The 22,642-nt window shown below is 64.3% G+C and carries 18 protein-coding genes; 16 read left to right on the top strand and 2 right to left on the bottom strand.

Annotation, left to right across the window (positions count from 1 at the left end):
- The first annotated feature begins 29 nt into the window (after positions 1-29).
- The 13 genes from ACVOLL_RS09600 to ACVOLL_RS09540 all read left to right on the top strand — a co-directional run bounded on the left by ACVOLL_RS09600 (position 30) and on the right by ACVOLL_RS09540 (position 14,246).
- Positions 30-1,535, top strand: a complete 1,506-nt coding sequence (locus ACVOLL_RS09600) for an HDOD domain-containing protein (RefSeq protein WP_481512702.1) — start codon at positions 30-32, stop codon at positions 1,533-1,535.
- Positions 1,536-1,645: 110 nt separating this feature from the next.
- Positions 1,646-2,374 carry a UMP kinase gene (gene pyrH / locus ACVOLL_RS09595; RefSeq protein ID WP_481512701.1) on the top strand — a complete coding sequence of 243 codons (729 nt, stop codon included), beginning with the start codon at positions 1,646-1,648 and terminating at the stop codon, positions 2,372-2,374.
- Between the two features lie 75 nt (positions 2,375-2,449).
- Positions 2,450-3,007 (top strand): ribosome recycling factor, encoded by a 558-nt coding sequence (frr, locus tag ACVOLL_RS09590; RefSeq protein ID WP_481512700.1) that lies wholly within the window; start codon positions 2,450-2,452, stop codon positions 3,005-3,007.
- A gap of 3 nt (positions 3,008-3,010) precedes the next feature.
- A complete protein-coding gene (gene uppS, locus ACVOLL_RS09585) occupies positions 3,011-3,784 on the top strand; it encodes a polyprenyl diphosphate synthase (RefSeq protein ID WP_481512699.1) in 774 nt (257 codons plus the stop codon).
- Positions 3,781-4,599, top strand: a complete 819-nt coding sequence (locus ACVOLL_RS09580; RefSeq protein ID WP_481512698.1) for a phosphatidate cytidylyltransferase — start codon at positions 3,781-3,783, stop codon at positions 4,597-4,599. The genes uppS and ACVOLL_RS09580 overlap by 4 nt, the downstream gene beginning before the upstream one ends.
- A gap of 2 nt (positions 4,600-4,601) precedes the next feature.
- On the top strand, positions 4,602-5,795 hold the full coding sequence (locus ACVOLL_RS09575; RefSeq protein WP_481512697.1) for a 1-deoxy-D-xylulose-5-phosphate reductoisomerase: 1,194 nt from the start codon (positions 4,602-4,604) through the stop codon (positions 5,793-5,795).
- A gap of 26 nt (positions 5,796-5,821) precedes the next feature.
- Entirely contained in the window at positions 5,822-7,180 is a 1,359-nt protein-coding gene (rseP, locus tag ACVOLL_RS09570) for an RIP metalloprotease RseP (RefSeq protein ID WP_481512696.1), read from the top strand.
- Between the two features lie 71 nt (positions 7,181-7,251).
- Positions 7,252-9,735: an outer membrane protein assembly factor BamA gene (gene bamA / locus ACVOLL_RS09565; protein WP_481512695.1), complete on the top strand. Its 2,484-nt coding sequence runs from the start codon at positions 7,252-7,254 to the stop codon at positions 9,733-9,735.
- Between the two features lie 366 nt (positions 9,736-10,101).
- Complete coding sequence (gene lpxD, locus ACVOLL_RS09560) at positions 10,102-11,124, top strand: UDP-3-O-(3-hydroxymyristoyl)glucosamine N-acyltransferase (protein ID WP_481512694.1); 1,023 nt, start codon at positions 10,102-10,104, stop codon at positions 11,122-11,124.
- Entirely contained in the window at positions 11,121-11,579 is a 459-nt protein-coding gene (gene fabZ, locus ACVOLL_RS09555) for a 3-hydroxyacyl-ACP dehydratase FabZ (RefSeq protein ID WP_481512693.1), read from the top strand. Before lpxD ends, fabZ begins: the two co-directional genes overlap by 4 nt.
- 17 nt (positions 11,580-11,596) lie before the next feature.
- On the top strand, positions 11,597-12,388 hold the full coding sequence (gene lpxA, locus ACVOLL_RS09550) for an acyl-ACP--UDP-N-acetylglucosamine O-acyltransferase (RefSeq protein ID WP_062166472.1): 792 nt from the start codon (positions 11,597-11,599) through the stop codon (positions 12,386-12,388).
- Positions 12,385-13,593, top strand: coding sequence for a lipid-A-disaccharide synthase (lpxB, locus tag ACVOLL_RS09545; RefSeq protein WP_481512692.1), 1,209 nt, complete (start codon positions 12,385-12,387; stop codon positions 13,591-13,593). The genes lpxA and lpxB overlap by 4 nt, the downstream gene beginning before the upstream one ends.
- 35 nt (positions 13,594-13,628) lie before the next feature.
- Positions 13,629-14,246, top strand: a complete 618-nt coding sequence (locus ACVOLL_RS09540) for a ribonuclease HII (RefSeq protein ID WP_481512756.1) — start codon at positions 13,629-13,631, stop codon at positions 14,244-14,246.
- A gap of 17 nt (positions 14,247-14,263) precedes the next feature.
- Here ACVOLL_RS09540 and ACVOLL_RS09535 read toward each other — a convergent pair whose 3' ends face one another.
- Together ACVOLL_RS09535 and ACVOLL_RS09530 are read right to left on the bottom strand one after the other, a co-directional pair.
- Positions 14,264-14,728: a hypothetical protein gene (locus ACVOLL_RS09535; RefSeq protein WP_481512691.1), complete on the bottom strand. Its 465-nt coding sequence runs from the start codon at positions 14,726-14,728 to the stop codon at positions 14,264-14,266.
- A 50-nt stretch (positions 14,729-14,778) separates the two neighbouring features.
- Complete coding sequence (locus ACVOLL_RS09530; RefSeq protein WP_481512690.1) at positions 14,779-17,001, bottom strand: winged helix-turn-helix domain-containing tetratricopeptide repeat protein; 2,223 nt, start codon at positions 16,999-17,001, stop codon at positions 14,779-14,781.
- A 144-nt stretch (positions 17,002-17,145) separates the two neighbouring features.
- On the opposite strand from ACVOLL_RS09530, the gene ACVOLL_RS09525 reads away from it, so the two are divergent.
- The 3 genes from ACVOLL_RS09525 to ACVOLL_RS09515 all read left to right on the top strand — a co-directional run bounded on the left by ACVOLL_RS09525 (position 17,146) and on the right by ACVOLL_RS09515 (position 22,630).
- Complete coding sequence (locus tag ACVOLL_RS09525) at positions 17,146-17,790, top strand: hypothetical protein (protein ID WP_481512689.1); 645 nt, start codon at positions 17,146-17,148, stop codon at positions 17,788-17,790.
- 213 nt (positions 17,791-18,003) lie between these two features.
- On the top strand, positions 18,004-21,594 hold the full coding sequence (dnaE, locus tag ACVOLL_RS09520; RefSeq protein WP_481512688.1) for a DNA polymerase III subunit alpha: 3,591 nt from the start codon (positions 18,004-18,006) through the stop codon (positions 21,592-21,594).
- Between the two features lie 76 nt (positions 21,595-21,670).
- Positions 21,671-22,630, top strand: coding sequence for an acetyl-CoA carboxylase carboxyltransferase subunit alpha (locus ACVOLL_RS09515; RefSeq protein WP_481512687.1), 960 nt, complete (start codon positions 21,671-21,673; stop codon positions 22,628-22,630).
- The last annotated feature ends 12 nt before the right edge of the window (positions 22,631-22,642 follow it).

Here is a 22,642-nt window from a genome sequence, read left to right as displayed (position 1 = left end):
CTTGAACCACTGCCGCCTGCTTCTTCGACATGTCCCCCGAGCTTACTGCAGCCCTGTCCCTCTGCCGCAACCTGCCCTCGCCACCGGCCATCGCTGTCCGTTTGATCGAGCTTGCGCAGGATCCGGAAACCGACATCGCCAGCGCCGCTGACGTGATAGCACTGGATATGGGCTTGAGCGCACGCATGATGCGCATCGCCAATTCACCGCTGTACGCCAGCCGCCGCCGGATTGAAAACCTGGGCCAGGCATTGACCATGCTCGGTCTCAACGCCACCTTGCAACTGGCACTGGGCTTCAGCCTGTCGCGCGCACTGCGCGAGGACGAAGACCACGCCCTGCTGCTGCAAGCGGTCTGGCGCCGCAGCATCCTCAGCGCCCTGGCCGCGCGCTATCTGGGCCTGGCGCGCAATGTGCGCCGGGTGGAAGAGTTGATGCTGGCCGGCCTGCTGCAGGACATCGGCATCCTTGCCCTGTTGCAGCTGCGTAGCGACAGCTACCCGGGCCTGCTTGCCAGCGCCAGCAGCAATCAGGAACTCCTGGCCCACGAACGCACCATCCTCGACTGCAGCCACGCCGACGTCGGCGCCGAGTTGTGCGAGCAATGGGGCCTGCCGCCTTATCTGGTCGACGCCATCAGGCACAGCGAAGCACCCGCCGAGCCGGTTGATCTGTTCGGCCGCTGCGTCGCCTTGTCCGGGAGCATCGCCGAGATCTGGCTGAGCAAGGATACCGATCAGGCCCGTGACAGCGCGCTGCGCCTGGTGCATGCACAGCTGGACATGGACAGCAGCCAGTTCGAACTGGTGCTGCAGCAGGTCAGCCAGATGCTGCCGGAGATCAGTGCACTGTTCGACGTACCCGTGCCATCGCCTGCCCGCATCACCTACCTGCTCGATCACGCCGCCGAATTGATGGCCCTGCGCAACCTGCGCGAGCTGCAGGACGCTGGCGCCGCCAAGCGACGCGCCGATGACTTCGAACAACAGGCACGCCGTCTGACCGAGCAGGCGCACCTGGACGCACTGACCGGGCTGTTGAACCGGCGCCAGCTGGAAGTGGTGCTGGCGCAGGAATTCGACCGCGCCGGCCGCGCCGACCGTCCGTTGTCGGTGGCCTTCATCGACCTGGACGACTTCAAGAAGATCAACGACCAGCACGGCCATCTGGTCGGTGACCAGGTATTGCAGGCGTTCGCCAGCCAGCTGCAGGGTCAGCTGCGCGGCAGCGATACCGTGGCCCGCTTCGGCGGCGAAGAGTTCGTCGTGCTATTCCCCGGCACCAACGAGCAGACCGCGCTGGAAGTGATCCGCCGCGTACTTGGCGCCATCACCCAAGCCCCGATCGTCACCGTGGCCGACACCCCACTGCATGTGACCTTCTCGGCCGGTGTCGCAACCCATGGGGCATATGAGCGTTTCACCGATATGCGCGATCTGCTCAAGGCCGCCGATGACGTGCTGTATCGCTCCAAGAACCTTGGCCGCAACCGCGTAATTGCCCGCGCACCGGACCCCCACCCCACCGCCTGCTGAACCAGATAGCGATTGACCGGCTTTTTGTCGCTGCGCTGCAACAATAGATGTCACCTGAAACTGCGGCATCCGTTAGAATCCCCCGCGTTTTCCAGCCATCTGAGGTCACCATGTCCAAGCTCGCCTACCGTCGCATCCTGTTGAAACTTTCCGGGGAGGCGCTGATGGGGGATGAGGACTACGGCATCGACCCCAAGGTCATCAACCGCCTGGCCCACGAAGTCATCGAAGCCCAGAGCGCCGGCGTTGAGATCGCCCTGGTGGTTGGTGGCGGCAACATCTTCCGCGGTGCCGGCCTGGCCGCAGGCGGCATGGACCGCGTCACCGGCGACCACATGGGCATGCTGGCGACCGTCATCAACGCCCTCGCCATGCAGGACGCGCTTGAAAAGGCCGGCGGCAAGGCCCGCGTGATGAGCGCGATCAAGATCAACGACGTGTGCGAGGACTACATCCGTCGCCGCGCCATCCGTCATCTGGAAAAGGGCCGCCTGGTGATCTTCGCCGCCGGTACCGGCAACCCGTTCTTCACCACCGATTCGGGCGCTGCCCTGCGCGCGATCGAGATCGGCGCCGACCTGCTGCTCAAGGCCACCAAGGTCGACGGCGTCTATGACAAGGACCCGAACAAGCATGCCGATGCGGTCCGCTACGAGAGCCTGAGCTACGACCAGGTCATCAGCCAGGGCCTGGAAGTCATGGACACGGCCGCCTTTGCCCTGGCCCGTGACAGCGACCTGCCGCTGCGCGTTTTCGACATGAGCCAGCCCGGCGAGCTGCTGAAGATCCTGCACGGCGAGCACATCGGCACCCTGGTGCACGGCCGCGACGCACACTAACCCACGCTGCCGGCGCGGTGGGCAGGGGTAATCGCCTATAATCGGCCGGTTCTAGAAACATCCAGGATTCGGCCGATGATCAACGATATCAAGCAAGATGCGCAGGCGCGCATGACCAAGAGCATTGATGCTCTGCGCCATACCCTTACCACCATCCGCACCGGCCGCGCTTCGCCGGCCCTGCTGGAAGGCATCAAGGTCAAGGCCTACGGCACCGACACCCCCTTGAATCAGGTGGCCAGCATCAGTGTGTCCGAAGGACGCTCGCTGGTGATCACCCTGTTCGACAAGAACATGATCAAGGAAGTGGAAAAGGCCATTTACGCCTCCGACATCGGCATCACCCCCACCACCATGGGCACCGTGATCCGCCTGAACCTGCCGCCGCTCACTGAAGAGCGCCGCAAGGAACTGGCCAAGTCGGTGAGCAAGGAAGGCGAAGAAACCAAGATCGCCATCCGCAACATCCGCCGTGACGCCAACCAGGAAGTGGCCAAGCTGCTCAAGGACAAGGCGATCACCGAGGATGACGACCGTCGCAGCCAGGAAGACATCCAGAAGCTGACCGACAAGGCGATCAAGGACGTCGACGAAGTGGTCAAGCTCAAAGAACAGGAACTGATGGCGGTCTGAGGCGTGTCCTCCGTCCCGCATAGCGACACTGCGGCCGTTGCCGTGCCTGGCCACATTGCCATCATCATGGATGGCAATGGCCGTTGGGCGCAGCAACGCCGGCGGCCGCGCATGATCGGCCACCGCGCCGGTGCGCGCGCGGTCAACCGCAGCATCGATTTCTGCCTCGAGCGTGGCGTTGGCGCACTCACCCTGTTTGCGTTTTCCAGTGAAAACTGGGGCCGCCCGCAGGAGGAAGTCGACTCGCTGATGAAGCTGTTCCTCGGCGCACTGGACCGCGAGGTGGATGAACTCCACCGCCGCGGTGTGCGCGTGCGCTTCATCGGTGACCGCAGCCGCTTCGCCGGCAGTATCGTCCAGCGTATGGACAAGGCCGAGCAACGCACCATCGGCAATACCGCGATGACCCTGAGCATCGCCGCCAGCTATGGTGGTCGCCAGGATATCGCGCTGGCGGCACGGGCCTTGGCCGAACAAGTCGCCGCCGGCACCCTGCGCCCCGAGCAGATCGACGAGCAGGCACTTGGCCAGCACGTAGCGTTGGCCGACATGCCACCGCCTGACCTGTTCATACGCACGGGCGGCGACACCCGCATCAGTAATTTCCTGCTGTGGCAGCTCGCCTACAGCGAGCTGTGGTTCACTGACGTGCTGTGGCCGGATGTCGATGCGGCCGTCCTTCAACTGGCACTTGATGACTACGCCGGGCGTGAGCGCCGCTTTGGTCTGACCAGCGCCCAGATCGCCGCCAACGCGGCAACGAGCGCACATTCATGACCAAAACACGTGTGATTGCAGCGCTGATCATGGCCCCGGTGGCGATCTGCGCAATCCTGTTCCTGCCCAGCCAATGGCTGGCTGCCGCTGCTGCGCTGGTGTTCCTGATCGGCCTGTGGGAGTGGCTCAAACTCACCGGCGTGGTTGGCCTGCCGCGCACCGTGCTGGTGGCGCTGAACCTGCTGCTGATGGTGCTGCTGGTCTGGGCCTCGGACGGCAGCATGGTGCTGTTCCAACTGGCGGCACTGGTCGGCGTTGGCTTCTGGCTGTTGGCCCTGCTGTGGCTGCGATTCTTCGACTTTGGCGCGCATGACGAAAGCAGCGCGCGCATGCTGAAGCTCGCCGCCAGCAGCCTGGCGATCATTCCAGCCTGGGCCTCGCTGGTATTGATTCATGCCGGTAGCAACGGGCACCTATGGCTGCTGACTGCGCTGTCGCTGGTCTGGGCGGCCGATTCCGGCGCCTATTTTGCCGGCCGTACCTTTGGCAAGCACAAGCTGGCCCCACGCATCAGCCCCAACAAAACCATTGAAGGCCTGCTTGGCGGCTTGGTCGCCGGCCTGATCACCGCTGGCGTATTTGGCTGGTTTGCCGGCGTGCAGATGTCGCAGTTCGGCTGGCTGATGCTGGTCACCGCGGTGGCGGTACTAGCCTCGGTGCTCGGCGATCTGTTCGAGAGCCTGCTCAAGCGCCATGCCGGCGCCAAGGACTCGGGGCACATCATTCCCGGCCATGGCGGCGTGTTGGACCGCATCGACGGCGTGCTCGCCGCGCTGCCGGTGTTTGCGCTGGGCAAGGAAATCTTCGGCTTCTAAGCATGTCCACCTCTTCTATACGTCAGGTCGCCATCCTTGGCGCCACCGGCTCCATCGGCACCTCGGCGCTGGATGTGATGGCCCGCCACCCGCAGCAGATGCGCGCCAGCGTGCTGGCTGCGGGCAGCAATGTGGATGCGTTGATCGCACTTTGCCGGCAGCACCGTCCGGATCACGCCGCGATTGCCGACCCGGCGCTGTTCGCGCGTCTACGTGACGGCCTGAAAGACGCCGGACTGTCGACCCAAGCACATGCCGGCCATCAAGCCATCGATGCACTGGCCGCCAGCGACTGCTGCGACACCGTCGTTGCTGCCATTGTTGGCGCCGCCGGTCTGTCCTCGACGCTCGCCGCCGCCCGTGCCGGCAAGCGCCTGCTGCTGGCCAACAAGGAATCGCTGGTCCTGGCCGGCGAGCTGCTGACCCGCGAGGCGGCCAATGCCGGCGCCGAGATCATCCCGATCGACAGCGAACACAACGCCATCTTCCAATGCCTGCGTTCGCGCGATGCGCGGCTGGAAGCCGGTGTGCGCCGCATTATCCTGACCGCCTCCGGCGGCCCGTTCCGTGGCCGCAGCCGCACCGAGCTGGAAGCGGTGACGGTGGCACAGGCCGTCGCCCACCCGAAGTGGTCGATGGGCCCGAAGATCTCGGTCGATTCGGCGACGTTGATGAATAAAGGGCTCGAAGTCATCGAGGCCCACCATTTGTTCAACGTGCCCGGCTCGCGCATCGACGTGCTGGTCCACCCGCAGAGCCTGGTGCACTCGCTGGTTGAGTTCATCGACGGCTCGACCCTGGCCCAGCTTGGCCTGCCAGACATGCGCACTACCCTCGCGGTCGGCCTGGGCTGGCCGCAGCGGATCGAATCGGGCGTCGGCGGGCTGGATCTGCTAACCCAGGGCCGGCTGGATTTCGAGGCGCCGGACATGGACGCCTTCCCCTGCCTGCGCCTGGCCTGGCAGGCAATGGAGGCCGGCGGCAGTGCCCCGGCGATCCTGAACGCCGCCAATGAAGTGGCTGTTTCAGCCTTTCTTCAGGGCCGCATAGGCTTCCTGTCGATTCCGGCACTGGTAGAGCACACCCTCTCTACCCTGCCTTACGTGGCGGCCGATACACTGGACGTCCTGTTGGCAGCTGACGCCCAGGCCCGCCATATCACCGAAACCGCGATTGCCCGCCTGCCGAATGTCTGAATTCACCCTACAACCGAGCTGTGCCCATGGCTGATTTTTTAGGGTCCGTGTGGTGGATGATCGTCAGCCTCGGCGTGCTGGTGACCTTTCATGAATTCGGCCACTACTGGGTTGCCCGCCGCTGTGGGGTAAAGGTTCTGCGCTTCTCGGTGGGCTTCGGCAAGCCGCTGTGGAGCCGCCGCAACCGCAACGGCACCGAGTTCGTCATCGCCGCCATACCGCTGGGCGGCTACGTGAAGATGCTCGACGAGCGCGAGGTCGAGGTCCCGGCCGCTGAACACGCCGTCGCATTCAACAACAAGACCGTCTGGCAGCGCATCGCCATCGTCGCCGCCGGCCCGGCCGCCAATTTGATTCTGTGCATTGCCCTGCTGTGGGCGATGTTTGTGATTGGCCGCCAGGACTACTCGGCCACCATCGGCCGCACCTCTGGCATGGCCGCACAGGCCGGCTTTGTCACCGGCGACCGTATCCTTGCAGTGGAAAACCGCAACGTCGATACCTGGGCCGAGGCCAGCATGGCCTTCACCACCGCCGCCATGGACCGCCAGGATGCGCATGTACGCGTCCGCGACAACCTCGACAACGAACGCACACGGGTGCTGCCGTTGTCGCAGCTGCCGGCTGGTTTTGATGAGCGCCAGGTCCCCGTATTGGCAGGACTCACCTGGCAATTCTTGCTGCAACCAGCCCGGGTGACCCAGGTCGAGGCCGATTCGGCCTCAGCCAACCTGATCCAACCCGGCGATCTGATCTTGGCGGTGGACGGCCAGCGCGTGGAAGATGCCGGGCAAGTCCAGCCCCTGATCCAACAACTGGGCCAGCGTGGCGGCCCGGGCATGATCGAGGTGGAACGTGCAGGCGAGCGACTGGCGCTGGAGATCACCCCGCAGATGGGCCAGACCCCGGACGGCAAGTCCATCTGGCGTATCGGCCTGGGATTCGCCACCAACCAGCCCCCCGTTTACGACGCCCGCCAGCAGTACGGCGTGCTGGCCGCGCTGCCCGCTGCAGTGCGCGAAACCGGCAAATTGGCAGCAGATTCGCTGGGCATGATGCGCCGCATGCTGACCGGCCACGCCTCGGTAAAGAACATTTCCGGGCCGATCACCATCGCCCGCGTGGCCAATGCCTCGGCTGAACGCGGGCTGGATTGGTTCCTGTATTTCCTGGCTTTGCTGTCGCTGAGCCTGTGCATCATCAACCTGTTGCCCATCCCCATCTTGGACGGCGGGCACCTGCTGTATTACCTTATCGAGTTGGTCAAGGGCAGCCCGCTTAGCGAGCGTGCCATGGCTGCCGGCCAATTCATCGGTCTGGCGCTGCTGGCCGGGCTGATGGGACTGGCGTTCTACAACGACATCCTCAGTTTGGTTCCGCGATGAACTTTTTCCCGTTGTCGTCGTCTTACGCCGGCACCCACGCATTATCGAAATCGACTCCAACCGGACGTGATATGACGCGACTTCCCAATCGCCGCTTGCTGGCCCTCGCACTTGCTGCTGGTCTGGCCCTGCCTGTGCTCGCACAGGCGGCCGAGCCCTTTACCGCCAGCGACATCCGCGTGGACGGCCTGCAGCGTATTTCCTCCGGCACCGTGTTCACCTACCTGCCGGTGGAACGCGGCGACACCGTGGACGACGCCAAGATCGGCGACACCATCCGCGCCCTGTACAAGACCGGCTTCTTCGAAGACGTGCAGCTGGACCGCCAGGGCGACATCCTGGTTGTCACGGTCAAGGAACGCCCGGCGATCAACAAGTTGACCGTCACCGGCAACAAGGACATCAAGAGTGAGCAACTGCTCAAAGGCCTGAGCGACATCGGCCTGAGCGAAGGCGGCACCTTCGACCGCCTGAGCCTGGACCGGGTGACCCAGGAACTGCGCCGGCAGTACAACGACCGCGGCAAATACAACGTGGAAATCACCCCGACGGTGAGCCCGCTGGACCGCAACCGCGTCGACGTCGCCATTGCCGTCAAGGAAGGCAAGGCGGCCAAGATCCGCCACGTCAACCTGATCGGCACCGAGAAATTCGAAGCGACCGACATTCTCGATACCTGGGAATCCAAGGAGCACAACTGGGCCTCGTGGTACCGCCGCGATGACCAGTACTCCAAGGAAAAGCTGTCCGGCGATCTGGAAAAACTCAACTCCTGGTACCTGGACCGTGGCTACGTCGATTTCAGCATCGACTCCACCCAGGTCTCGATCAGCCCGGACAAGCGCGACATGTTCGTCACCGCCGGCGTGACCGAGGGCGAGCAGTACAAGATTTCTGACATCAAGGTCACCGGCGACACCATCCTGCCGCAGGCAGACGTGGAGAAGATGGTCATCCAGAAGTCGGGCGATACGTTCTCGCGCGCCCTGCTGGAGTTCAGTGCCGACGGCATCACCAATAGCCTGTCCAACGTTGGCTATGCCTTCGCCAAGGTCAACCCGATCCCGACCAGCAACCGCGCCGATCGCACCGTGGCAGTGAACATGCAGGTGGTCCCGGGTCCACGCGTGTCCGTGCGTCGCATCGTGTTCAAGGGCAACTCGCGTACCAGCGACGAAGTCTTGCGCCGTGAAATGCGCCAGTTCGAGAACAGCTGGTACTCGCAGGCTGCGATCGACCGCTCCAAGATCCGTCTGCAGCGCCTGGGCTACTTCGAATCGGTCGACGTCGAGACCCAGCCGGTGACCGGCAGCAACGACCAGGTCGACGTGGTCTACAACGTCAAGGAAACCACCTCCGGCAGCTTCGTGTTCGGCCTGGGCTATTCGCAGTCCTACGGCATGACCACCTCGGTGCAGCTGTCGCAGAACAACTTCCTCGGCGGCGGCAACCGCGTGTCGGTTGAAGCCTCGCGCAGCAGCTACCTGCAGCGCTATGGCTTCAGCTACACCAACCCCTACTTCACCGACGACGGTGTCTCGCTGGGCTACAACCTGTCCTGGCGCGAACTCGATTACTCCGACTTCAACACCGCCCAGTACAACAGCACCAATGGTTCGGCGCAGGTGGTGTTCGGCGTGCCGATCACCGAGAACGATGCGTTCTCGCTGATGTTCGGCATCGACAGCAACCAGATCACCACCTACTCCGGCTACACCCCGAAGGCGATCATCGATTACATCGATGCAGTCGGTACGCGCACCTTCCACTCCTGGCGTTCGGAGTTGGGCTGGGCACGCGACACCCGTAACGACTACTTCATGCCGACCCGCGGCACCTACCAGCGCCTCGGCCTGGAAACCACGTTGCCGGGTTCGACCGTGGAGTACTACAAGCTGAGCTACCAGTTCTCCAAGTACTGGCCGATCATCCCCTCGTTGGTGATCAATACCCGTCTGGAACTGGGCTACGGCGACTCCTACGGCAAGGACAAGGTCCGCGATATCTGCTGGAACGATATCCCGGGCACTCCAGGCACCCCGGGCACCCCAGCCACCCCGACTACTCCGGCGATCCCGGCCGTCCCCGGCACCGCGGGCACCACGCAGGTGGTGGACTGCGGCAGCAACCCGACTGCCAACCACCGTCAGGTCAAGGCCAGTGGGCTGCCGTTCTTCGAGAACTTCTACGCCGGCGGTACCAACTCGGTGCGTGGCTTCGAAGACAACACCCTGGGCCCGCGCTCGGAAATCATCGGCGGCTATTACAACGGCCAGCCGTTGGGTGGCTCGGTGAAGACGGTAGGCTCGATCGAGGCCTACTTCCCGAAGCTGTTCGACAGCCCGTCGGCGCGTGTCTCGGCGTTCTTCGACTTCGGTAACGTGTACAACGGCACCAGCAATTTCAAGGCCAACGAACTGCGTGCTTCAGCCGGTGTCGCCCTGTTGTGGCGCGCCCCGGTTGGCCCGATCTCGATCAGCTATGCCTTCCCGTTGAAGAAGGAAGATGGCGACGAGATCGAGCGCCTGCAGTTCACCTTTGGTGGTCAGTTCTAAATAGAACTGACCCGCTGACCCGGGGCGTAGCCCCGGGTACCGAAGATTGCGCAATGGCGCAATCTTCGGGCGCGCTCTGGTCTTCCGATTCCCCGCGCCTGTCGGCGCGCCCCCTTTACCAAAGGGGGCTCCACACCAGAATTACTACCTCAAGCTGCCCCGGGAAGCGATACAGTCCCGGGGTTTGCTTTTAAGGGCTTTGCACGTGCAGGTTGTGGAACGGCCTCCCAGCCACGGCGGCCACACTTCGCCCCCGGCCAAAACATCCGTACTTGCGGATGACCCGCCCTTCCGCTGCCCTTGCCCTGCAAGGGTGATAACGTCCGTTCGCATGACCGCCATCGGCGCACACGGTAAACTTGCTGCGTGAATACTCCTACCTATACCGCTCAGGAACTTGCCGACCGTTTCGGCCTGCAGGTGCACGGCGACCCGTCGGTTGCCATCCATGGTGTTGCCACGCTGGCGCATGCCGGCCCCGGGCAGCTGACCTTCCTGGCCAATCCGCGCTACCGGGCTCAGCTGGCTGACAGCAAGGCGTCGATCGTGCTGCTGCGCGCCGATGACGCCGAGGCCGCGCCGGGGGCCGCACTGGTCGCCAAGGACCCGTACACCACCTTCGCCAAGATCGGCGCGCTGTTCGAGACCGTTCCGGTGCGCGAGCCCGGCATCCACCCCAGCGCGGTCATCGACCCCAGCGCGACGGTGGCCGCCAGTGCCCATATCGGACCGCACGTCTGCATCGGCGCACGCAGCGTGATCGGCGAGAGCTGCATCATCGGCGTCGGCAGCATCATCGGTGACGACTGCGTGGTCGAAGCTGGCACGGAACTGCTGGCGCGCGTCACCCTGGTTGCCCGGGTCAAACTGGGCAAGCGCGTGCGCATCCATCCGGGCGCCGTGCTCGGTGCCGAAGGCTTCGGCCTGGCAATGGACAACGGCCACTGGATCAAGGTGCCGCAGCTGGGCGGCGTGCGCATCGGCGACGATTGCGAGATCGGCGCCAACACCTGCATCGACCGCGGCGCACTGGAAGACACCACGCTGGACGAAGATGTGCGCGTGGACAACCTGGTGCAGATCGCCCACAACGTACAGATCGGCGCACACAGCGCCATCGCAGGCTCCACCGGTATTGCCGGCAGCGCCAAGATCGGCCGCTACTGCCTGCTAGGTGGCTCAGTCGGTGTAGTTGGCCACCTGGAAATCTGCGACCACGTCGTCATCACCGGCCGCTCGGTGGTGCGCAACTCGATTACCGAACCGGGCGAATACTCGTCGGGTACCCCTTTGACCGACAACCGCACGTGGCGCAAAAACGCCGCGCGCTTCAAGCAGCTCGATTCGCTGGCACGGCGCATCCTGGCTGTGAGCAAGGAGAAAGAATGAACGCACCACTGCAGATGCCCATCGACGTCAACACCATCCAGACGTTGATCCCGCACCGCTACCCGTTCCTGCTGGTCGACAAGGTTGTCGAACTGGATGTGGACGCCAAGCGCATCATCGCGCACAAGAACGTCACCATCAACGAGCCCTACTTCCAGGGTCACTTCCCGGGCCAGCCGATCATGCCCGGCGTGCTGATCATCGAAGCGCTGGCCCAGGCCGGCGGCGTACTGACCCAGCTCAGCCTTGGCCGCGATGCGCAGTCCAAGCTGTTCTACCTGGTCAAGGTCGACAATGTGCGCTTCATGAAGCAGGTGGTGCCTGGTGACGTGCTGGAACTGCATGTGCAGGTCAAGCGCATGATCCGCAACATGGCGGTCTACTACGGCGAAGCCAAGGTGGATGGTGAAGTGGTCGCACACGCCGAAGTGCTGTGCGCCGGCACCCGCGAATAATCTGCCCGGAGTAAACGATGAGCGATAGCGCCCCCCTGATTCACCCGACCGCGGTCATCGATCCTTCGGCCAAACTCGGCCAAGGCGTGCGCGTGGGTGCATTCACCCTGATCGGCGCCGACGTCGAGATCGGCGACGGCACCGAAGTGGGGCCGCATTGCAGCATCCACGGTCCGACCCGGATCGGTCGCGACAATCGCTTCATCGGCCACGTCGCGGTCGGCGGCGAGCCGCAGGACAAGAAGTTCGCCGGTGAACGCACCGAGCTGGTGATCGGAGACCGCAATGTGTTCCGCGAGTTCGTCACCCTCAGCCGCGGCACTGCCGGCGGCGGTGGCGTGACCAGCATCGGCAACGACAACTGGATGCTGGCCTACGTGCATGTCGCCCATGACTGCCATGTCGCCGACCACTGCGTGTTCTCCAACAACACCACGCTGGCCGGCCACGTCTCGGTCGGCAACTGGGTGATCATCAGCGGCTTCGCTGGTGCCCATCAGTTCTGCCGCATCGGTGACCATGCTTTCCTCGGCATGGGTGCACTGGTCACCGGCGATATCCCGCCGTTCACCATGGTCGGCATCGATGGCCACGGCCGTCCGCGCGGCATCAACAGCGAAGGCCTGAAGCGTCGCGGCTTCGACGCAGAGCGCATCAGTGCGATCAAGCGCGCTTACCGCACCATCTACGTCGCCGGTGTGCCGTTGGCCGAAGCCAAGCTGGCGCTGGCCGAGCAGGCGCAGAGCAGCGATGACGTCAAGCAGATGCTGGACTTCATCGAGCACGGCGAGCGTCCGCTGCAGCGATGAGCGCAGAGACTCGCGAATCGGGCTTGGGTCACGCGCGCAAGCCGCGCATCGCGCTGGTTGCCGGCGAGGCGTCGGGCGACCTGCTCGGCGCCGGCCTGATCAATGCCCTGCGTACGCGCTACCCCGATGCCGAATTTGCCGGCATCGGCGGCGATGTGATGCGCAATGCCGGCTGCGAAACCTGGTTTGATGCCAGCGAGCTGGCGCTGATGGGGCTGGCTGAAATCCTGCGCCATCTGCCGCGCCTGCTTAAGCTGCGCAAGGAATTCCGCCAGCGCGTGCTCGACTGGCAGCCGGATGTATTCATCGGCATCGACGCACCGGATTTCAATCTGGGCGTGGAAAAGTGGCTCAAGCAACGTGGCCTGCGTACCGTGCACTACGTCAGCCCCTCGGTCTGGGCCTGGCGTGAGAAGCGCGCGGAGAAAATCGGTGCCAGCGCTGATCTGGTGCTGTGCCTGTTCCCGATGGAACCGCCGATCTATGCCCGCCACGGTATTGACGCGCGCTTCGTCGGCCATCCGATGGCGGATGAAATCCCACTGCACAGTGATCGCACGGCAGCGCGGCAAGCGCTGGGCATTCCCGAGCAGGCAAAGCTGCTCGCGGTGCTGCCCGGCAGCCGTCTGGGCGAAGTGAGCCGGCTCGGCCCGCCCTTCTTCGCCGCCGCCTGGCAGCTGTGCGAGCAAGACCGCAGCCTGCATATCGTCGTGCCGGCGGCCAACGCCAAGTGCAAGACAATGATCACCGAGCAGATCCGCGGCGCAGCGCTACCCAGCGCGCGCCTGCACCTGCTCGACGGCAAGGCACGCGAAGCGATGATCGCCGCCGACGTGGTGATGCTGGCCTCCGGCACCGCCACCCTGGAGACCATGCTGGTAAAACGGCCGATGGTGGTTGGCTACCGCGTGGCCGAACTCACCTATCGCATCGTCAAGGCGCTTGGCCTGATCAAGGTCAATCGCTTTGCCCTGCCCAATGTATTGGCCGGCAAGGATCTGGCGCCGGAGTTGATCCAGCACGAATGCACCCCAGACAATCTGGCCGTCGCAGTACGTAACTGGTTTGAGCATCCCGATTGCGTCAGCGGCCTGCAGGACGACTACCAGCAGCTGCACCAGCAACTGCGCCAGGACGCCTCGGCACGCGCCGCCGACGCTGTCGCCGGGCTGCTGCAGGCGCCACGCAAGCAAGGCCAGCCGTGACCGCCAAGCGCACTCCCAAGGCAGCGGATGTCTCGCTGTCCTTGTTTGACGATGCCGCCTTGCTGGCACGGCAGGCCCCGCGCCTGGTTGCTGGCGTCGACGAAGCCGGGCGCGGCCCGCTGGCCGGCCCGGTGGCGGTAGCGGCCGTCGTGTTCGATCCCGAACGCCCGCGCATCAACGGCCTGGATGACTCCAAGGCATTGACCGCACTTCGTCGCGATCAACTCTACGAGCGCATCATCGAACGTGCGTTGGCTTACAAGATCGTGATGGTCGACGTAGCCGAGATCGACAGCCTCAATATCTTCCAGGCCACCATGCAGGGCATGCGTCTGGCGGTGGAAGGCGTGGCACATGTCGCCCAGTTCGCCCGCATCGATGGCAACAAGATTCCCAAGGGCCTGCCCTGTCCGGCCGAAGCACTGATCGGCGGTGACGCCATCGACCGCAGCATCATGGCCGCATCGATCCTGGCCAAGGTCAGCCGCGACCGCTTCATGCTGGAGCTGCACCAGCAGCATCCCGAGTACGGCTTCGACCAGCACAAGGGTTATGGCACCCCCTTCCATATGGCCGCGCTGCGCGCACATGGTCCCTGCCCGCAGCACCGGCGCAGCTTCGCCCCGGTACGTGCGAGCCTGGACGCTTCCTGAGTCACATGCCGCGCCGATCAGCGCGGCATGATCTTGATCCCCGGGTCGAGGTGGGTTGAGCCGATGCGCACGTCATACTTGATGTTGTTCTCGCTGGTCACGGCTTTTGCAACGATCAGCACTTCCTGCCGCCTGCCCATGCGCTGCGAATTGAAGTCCTTCTGTCCTGTGTTGCCCGCACTGCGGTAGTACGCGGCCGCACCGGGAGATTCGGCAAACGCCAACGCGAACGGGTCCAATACATCTTCTGAGGTGCGCCAGAGCACCTGCGTACCACTCCGCACCGTGCACACATCCGGAGTGACTACCGGTCCATTTGGACCAGACGCCACATCGACGTAGACCAGTTTGACGATACGCGGCGGTAGATTTTCCGTGCATTGCGACACTTCACCTGGAAGCGGCGGCTGCGTGGCGCAGGCAACAACGCCAGTAACCGTTCCGGTGGAGACGACAAGATAGAGCCACACTCTGTAGTTCATGACGGCCACTCCTCGCTGGGGTCCGCCGCCACGGACAGAAAAACCGGTCTTTACTCTTTACGCACGCCGCTGCCGACCAGCGCGTAACGCTGCAGCGACAGCAAGGCGTCGATGCGCTGTTGCGGTATGCCCTGCTTCAACGCGCTTTCGACGCAGCTGTGCGCACCCGCCTTGTCGCCGAGCAGGGTCAAGGTCTGCGCGCACCACAACGCGACCTCCGCTGCCTGCGTGCCCAGCGCGCGGGCAGCCTGCAGATCCTGCAGCGCGCGTGCACGCTCGCCCAGGTTGGCGCGGTACCAGGACAGCAAGGCCAAGGCATAAGCATCATCGCGGCGCACATCGACGTATTTCTGCGCCAGATGTGCCGCACGCAGATACGGTGCCTGTGCCTGTGCTGCGGTTGCGGGCGCCGCGGCCAGGGCATCGGCCAGATTGCCCCAGTGCAGATAGTCCTCCGGCTCCAGCACCGTCGCCTGTTGGAACAGTTCCGCAGCGACCGCGTATTCGCCGTGATCAAATTTCATCGTGCCAAGATTGGTCAATGCACCGGCATTGGGCTCGATCGACAAGGACATATTGAAGGCGTGCCCGGCCTGCGCGGTGTCACCTTGGGCCAGATACAAGCCACCCAGGCTACCCCATAGGCGACTATCTTCCGGCTGCAACACGGTGGCGGTCACAAACGCATCTATCGCCTTGGGCACATCACCGCGCAGCCAATGGTGGTAGCCCAGCAGTCGATAGATCTGCGCATCACTGGGCCGCGCCGCGATGGCCTGCTGGAACGACTGCAGCGCCTGCTCCTCCTTGCCAAGTGCAGCATAGGTGCGTGCTTGTCCGACCAGACCGTCGGCGCGCAGCGCCGGATCATCAATGACCTGCTGGTACAGCTGCAGCGCCTGTTCGTTCTGGCCACTGACGCGGGCGATCTCCGCCATTGCCAGACTCACCTCGCGCAAGCCGGGGTCCATCGCCTGCGCCCGCGCACAGGCCTGACGTGCGCGCTCAAACGCACCAGCGTCACTGACCCCCTCCAGCCGCGCGATCTGCGCGCGGCAAATGCCTGCCTGGGCCCGCGCGAAGTGCGGATCAATCGCCAGCGCCTGTGCAAACGCCGCCATCGCCCGCTCATTGCCGGCCTCGCCGATTGGTCGCTGCAGCAACGCCAAGCCGCGCAGATAAGCATCATAGGCGTTGACGTCGGTGGTCGGGCTCAAACGCTGCGCCACACCGGATGTCTTCCCGGGCAGATGACCGAGCAGGGCGTGCACGACCTGATTGGCTATCTCGCCCTGCAGCGCGAACACGTCGTTGATCTCGCGGTCATAGGTTTCCGCCCACAGGGTGAAGCCGGTCGTGGTGTCTGACAACCGCGCACTGATACGCACCCGCCCACCTTCCCGGCGCACACTGGCATCCAGCAGTGTCGCCACACCCAAACGGGCGCCGATCCGGCGCACATCGTCACCATCGACATCGCTGCCGGTAGGGACCGCGATCTGGCGCGCGGCCACTTTCAGACCCGGCACATTGGTCAAGGCGTCATGCATCTCGACCGCCAGACCATCGGCGAAATAGCGGTCAGCGGCATCGTCGCTGAGGCTGCTGAATGGCATCACCGCAATCGAAGCACCCGCCACAACCGGCGTGCGACTCCACCACCAGTAGCCCGCACCCAACAGCAGCAGCAACAATGCGCAGCCGATCAGGAACGCGCGTGAACGCATCCACGCCGGTAGCGATAACTTCGGTGCCTCCCGCCACCAGCGCGCAAAGCCTGATTTCTGCTGCTGTGGAAGCTCGGCCGGCAACCGGGGTTCAGCAGCGAACCGTCCAGTCGTTTCTTCTTCAGCTACTGGCAACACCGCCACGGCTGAATCTGCAATCGGCACTGAAGCCGCTGCCGCTGAATCGTTGTTCTCCGGCGGTAACAACTTGCCGATGAAACGGTAACCCAGGCCATGTTGGGTCTGGATGTAACGCGGCTCATGCGAATGGTCGTCAAGTACGGAACGTAACTGCGCGATGGCCCGGGTCAGCACACCCGGCGTCACATGCCGATGGCCCCAGACAGCATCCAGCAACTGGTCGCGCACCAGCAATTCATCGGCATGCCGCAGCAGCATCAACAGCACGGCGAATGCTTTTGGCTCCAGCGATTGATACTGGCCGTCACGGCTGAGCGTATGCGCCAGCGCATCCACGACGATGCCGTCGAAACGGTAGCGCTCGACCGCTTGTCCTGTGTCACCAGGGTCTTCGACCGCACCCATCGGCAAGCCCTCATGAATTCCTCAGAAACCAGCGCAATGACTGTCTGAAGGCTCCGCCCGCCATCATGACCAATGCTACGCCCAAGCGGATGCTGGCGCTGCGTTCTCCCCTCCCGGACGCCCCCCACCCGCAGGAGCACCACCATGTACGCCATCGACCCCCGCCTTCCGCTGCCGCAGGTTCTGGACCAGTACCCGAGCGGCTTTCCGCACCGTCGCAGCCATGTGAACGATTACGTGTTGGTTCCGCGTGAAGTCGATCATTTCAATCGCTTGTTAGCCCGGCTCGGCCGCATCCAGCCGCCATTGCAGACCGACCAGCTGGCCACCGCTGCCCGCAACCTGAACAACGCCGCCCGGGACGACAGCGCCTCGCCCTGCATCGAGCAGCGAATGCGCCACGCCCACCTGCTGGAACAGCTACTGCAGGAGAGCGACTGGGAGCCCGCTGCCGAGGTGAGCTGCGAGCTGCATATGGTCATTGCCTATCTGCACGCCAGCCACCAGCTGATCCCCGACTCGGTCCCCGGCGTCGGGCAGCTGGATCAGGCCATCGTGATCGACACCGCCTGGCCGAAACTGGCCGGCGAAGTCGCCAACTTCCTCGACTACCAGCGTCTGCGCCAGCTGGAGGCCGAACGCCAGGGCCGCGGCTACCATGACATCGCCTTCAACCGCCGCAGCTGGCTGGAACTGCGTGAGATCGAAGCCCGCCTGCATGAACACCAGCGGCGGGTGCGTGAAAGCAGCTACGCACCTGAACCGCTCAGCTACTTCCGTATCCACTGACCGCGACACCGACAGGGCTCCAGCCAGACCCTCCAAGCACATGCTGGAGCCCTGCCGCGCGGGGCTTGGCGACCAAGCCCACCGGGCCCACGGCCGTCCTGATAGTGTGCACATGCGGGCCGCTGGCCCGGGCCGGCGCGCGTAGCGGGCATGTCAAGCCTTGCCCCACCCCGCCCCCGTCGCTACCCTGCACCGGCATACTTCTGGCTCCGCATGTCTACTTCTTCCCGCTTCGTCCATCTCCACGTCCACACCGAATTCTCGATGGTGGACTCCACCATCCGCGTACCCGCCAAACCCGATCAGGCCGACCCCAAGAAGGCCAAGCAGGCCAACCTGCTGAGCCGCTCGGTCGAAATGAAAGCGCCGGCATTGGCCGTCACCGACCTGAACAACATGTTCGCGCTGGTGAAGTTCTACAAGGCTGCCGAAGGCGTGGGCATCAAGCCCATCGCCGGCGCCGACCTGCTGATCACCGAGGACGGCCAGGACCCCTGGCGCATGACCTTGCTGTGCCGCGACCGCGAGGGCTACCTGAGCCTGTCGCGCCTGCTCACCCGTGCGTGGATGGAAGGCCATCGCAACGAGGGCGGCGTCGCCGTGCATCCACAGTGGCTGAAGGACGGCTGCAAGAATCTGTTCGCGCTGGCCGGCCGCCACAGCCTGGCCGGGCGTCTGGCCAATGATGGCCGCCACGATCTGGCCGAGCAGCAGCTCGCCGACTGGCAGCGCGTGTTTGGCGACGGCCTGCACCTGGAACTGACCCGCACCGGTCGCGATGGCGAGGAAGCCTTCAACCAGTTCGCACTGCAGGCTGCCGGCCAACGCGGCCTGCCGGTGGTGGCGACCAACGATGTGCGCTTCCTGTCGCCGGATGATTTCTACGCGCACGAAGCGCGCGTCTGCATTTCCACCGGCCGCGTGCTGGACGACCCAAAGCGTCCACGTGAGTACAGCGCCGAGCAGTACCTGAAGACGCCGGAACAGATGTGCAAGCTGTTCGCCGACATCCCCGACGCGATCGACAACACCCTGGCACTGGCCGAGCGCTGCAACGTCGAAATGCGGCTGGGCACCTACTTCCTGCCCAACTATCCGGTGCCCGACGACCAGACCCTGGACAGCTGGATCCAGAAGATCTCGCGCGACGGCCTGGAAGAGCGCCTGCAGGTGCATCCAATTGCTGCCGGCATGACCCGCGAGGACTATGACGCGCGGCTGGAGTTCGAGCTCAACACCATCATCAAGATGGGCTTCCCCGGCTACTTCCTGATCGTGGCCGACTTCATCCAGTGGGGTAAGAACCAGGGCATTCCGATCGGTCCGGGCCGTGGTTCCGGTGCCGGTTCGCTGGTGGCCTGGGCGTTGAAGATCACCGATCTGGATCCGCTGCCCTACAACCTGCTGTTCGAGCGCTTCCTCAACCCGGAACGCGTGTCGATGCCCGACTTCGACATCGACTTCTGCATGGATCGCCGCGACGAGGTGATCGACTACGTTGCACGCAAGTACGGCCGCGAGCGCGTCAGCCAGATCATCACCTACGGCACCATGGCGGCCAAGGCGGTGGTGCGTGATACCGGCCGCGTGCTCGGCTTCCCGTATGGTCTGGTCGACGGCGTTTCCAAGCTGATCCCCAACATCCTCGGCATCCACCTGAAGGATGCGTTGGGCAAGGGCAAGGAAGGCACGAGTTCGGAAATGGCCTCGGCCGAGCTGATCCAACGCTACGAGTCCGAAGACGACGTCCGCGACCTGATCGACCTGGCCCTGCAGCTGGAAGACCTGACCCGCAACGCCGGCAAGCATGCCGGCGGCGTGGTGATCGGGCCGGAGCCGCTGAGCGAGTTCTGCCCGCTGTACGCCGAACATGACGATGGCGGCATCGGCAAGAACCCGGTCACCCAGTTCGACAAGAACGACGTTGAAGAAGTCGGCCTGGTGAAATTCGACTTCCTCGGCCTGCGCACACTGACCATCATTGATTGGGCGGTGAAGGCGATCAACAAGCGCCACGAGCGCGCCGGCATTCCGCCGGTCGATATCGCCCATATCCCGCTCGACGACGCACCGACCTACAAGGACATCTTCGCCAACGGCAATACCGGCGCGGTGTTCCAGTTCGAATCCTCAGGCATGCGCCGCCTACTGAAGGACGCGCGCCCCGACCGGTTCGAAGACCTGATCGCACTGGTGTCGCTGTACCGCCCCGGCCCGATGGACCTGATTCCCTCCTTCAACGCGCGTAAGCACGGCCAGGAAGAAATCATCTATCCCGATCCGCGTACCGAAGCCATCCTGAAAGACACCTACGGCATCATGGTGTATCAGGAGCAGGTGATGCAGATGGCGCAGATCGTCGGCAATTACTCGCTGGGCGGCGCCGATCTATTGCGCCGTGCGATGGGCAAGAAGGTGCCGGCGGAAATGGCCAAGCACCGCGAGATCTTCCGCGAAGGTGCGGCCACCGGCGGCGTCGACGGCCCCAAGGCCGACGAAATCTTCGACTTGATGGAGAAGTTCGCCGGCTACGGTTTCAATAAGTCGCACGCCGCCGCCTATGCATTGGTCAGCTACCAGACCGCCTGGCTCAAGCGTCACTACCCAGCCGAGTTCATGGCCGCGACGCTGTCCTCGGACATGGACAACACCGACAAGGTGGTCGGCTTCCTGGCCGAGGTGAAGAACCTAGGCCTGACCGTGCTGCCGCCGCGCGTCAACGACTCGGCCTATATGTTCGAGGCCGCCAACGCCGACACCATCCGTTATGGCCTTGGCGCGATCAAGGGCGTCGGCCAAGGTGCCTGCGAAGCGGTAGTCGAGCAACGCGAGCGCGGCGGCGAGTACGCCTCGCTGCTGGATTTCTGCGCACGCGTGGAATCGGGCAAGCTCAACCGCCGCACGCTGGAAGCGATGATCAACTGCGGTGCCTTCGACGGCATCGGCAAGAACCGCGCGACGCTGGCGCTGCAGCTGCCGGAGGTGATCAAGGCCACCGAGCAGATGGCCCGCGAGAAGGCCTCCGGGCAGAACTCGCTGTTCGGCGCACCGGACCCGGTCAGCACCGCCAGCCAGCTCGACCTGCCCGAGAGCAAGGAATGGCCGCTGGCACAGCTGCTCAATGGCGAACGCGAGACCCTGGGCTTCTTCCTCAGCGGCCATCCGTTCGACCCTTACGCCGATGACGTCAAGGAACTGGTCGGCACCGACCTCGGCGGACTCGACAAACTGATTGCACCGGCCTTCCCCTCCAAGGACGGCGAGAAGCGCGCCTGGCGTCAGGAATCCCCGGTGATTCTGGCGGGCATGGTCATTGGCGTGCGCCGCAAGGGCGACAGCCAGGTCTTCGTGACACTGGAAGACGGCAAGGGCCGGGTCGAATGCAGCGCGTTCTCCGATGGCCTGGCCGAATTCGGTCATCTCATGACCAAGGACCGCATCCTGGTGGTCAAGGGCGGTCTGCGCGAAGACGAGTTCAACGGCGGCTATGCCCTGCGCATGCGCCAATGCTGGGACTACGAGCAGCTCTGCGCCGACCACGCGCTGCGCCTGTCGATGCGCGTGGATGGCCGCGGCGGCCCGATCTGGCAACGGATCGACGCCCTGCTCGCCACCGCCCGCCCGGGCCGTACCCCCCTGCGCCTGGACCTGCTGCTCAACGGCAAGCCCGGCAGCATCGCCGGCATGCTCGACCTCGGCAGCAGCGGCTCGGTGCGGGTCACGCCCAAGCTGCTCGACGCCCTGCGCGAGGACCCGGCCGTGCGCCGGGTCAAGGTCAAGTACAGCCCGCCCTGGGCCAATTGATTGTCCGGACGGACGCGTACGGGTTGATACGGCGCGTTCGGCTACACTTCCCCCCTTTCATTGCTGACGGTTTCCGATGAATCCGAACTACCTCGATTTCGAGCAACCCATCGCCGATCTGGAATCCAAGATCAAGGACCTGCGCAATGCCAGCGCCGGGCCGGCGGTCAATGTCGATGCTGAGGTCAAGGCGCTGGAAGACAAGCTGCGCCTGCGTACTGCCCAGATCTTCCGCAACCTGTCCTCGTGGCAGGTGCTGCAGGTGGCCCGCCACCCGTCGCGCCCCTACCCGCTCGACTACATCCGCATCTTCTGCGATGAGTTCCAGGAACTGGCCGGCGACCGCGCCTTTGCCGACGACAAGGCCATTGTTGGCGGCCTGGCCCGCATCGGCGGCCGCTCGGTGATGCTGATCGGCCACCAGAAGGGCCGCGACACCAAGGAAAAGGTGCGCCGTAACTTCGGCATGCCCAAGCCCGAGGGCTACCGCAAGGCCCTGCGCCTGATGAAGATGGCCGAACGTTTCGGCCTGCCGGTACTGACCCTGATCGACACCGCAGGCGCCTGGCCGGGCATCGACGCTGAAGAGCGTGGCCAGTCCGAAGCCATCGCCCGCAACCTGATGGAAATGGCCGAGCTGAAGGTGCCAGTGATCTGCACCGTGATCGGCGAAGGCGGCTCCGGCGGCGCACTGGCACTGGGCGTGGGCGACCGTACCCTGATGCTGGAATACAGCGTCTACTCGACCATCAGCCCGGAAGGCTGCGCCTCCATCCTGTGGAAGGACGCCGGCAAGGCCAAGGACGCCGCCGAGCAACTGGGCATGACCGCCCCGCGCCTGAAGAGCCTGGGCCTGATCGACAAGATGATCCGCGAGCCGATCGGCGGCGCCCACCGCAACCCCACGCAGATGGGCAAGCGCCTGAAGGCCGTACTACTCAATGAGCTGGACGCACTGGAAAAGCTGCCGGTCGACGAACTGCTGGCACGCCGCTACAAGCGCCTGCGCAGCTACGGTGCCTACGAAGCGGCCTAAGCCACTTCCGCC

The sequence above is a fragment of the Stenotrophomonas sp. STEN035 genome (genome assembly GCF_056759935.1).
The sequence above is the reverse complement of the archived record's forward strand: the minus strand, read 5'-3'. Positions and strand labels throughout refer to the sequence as shown.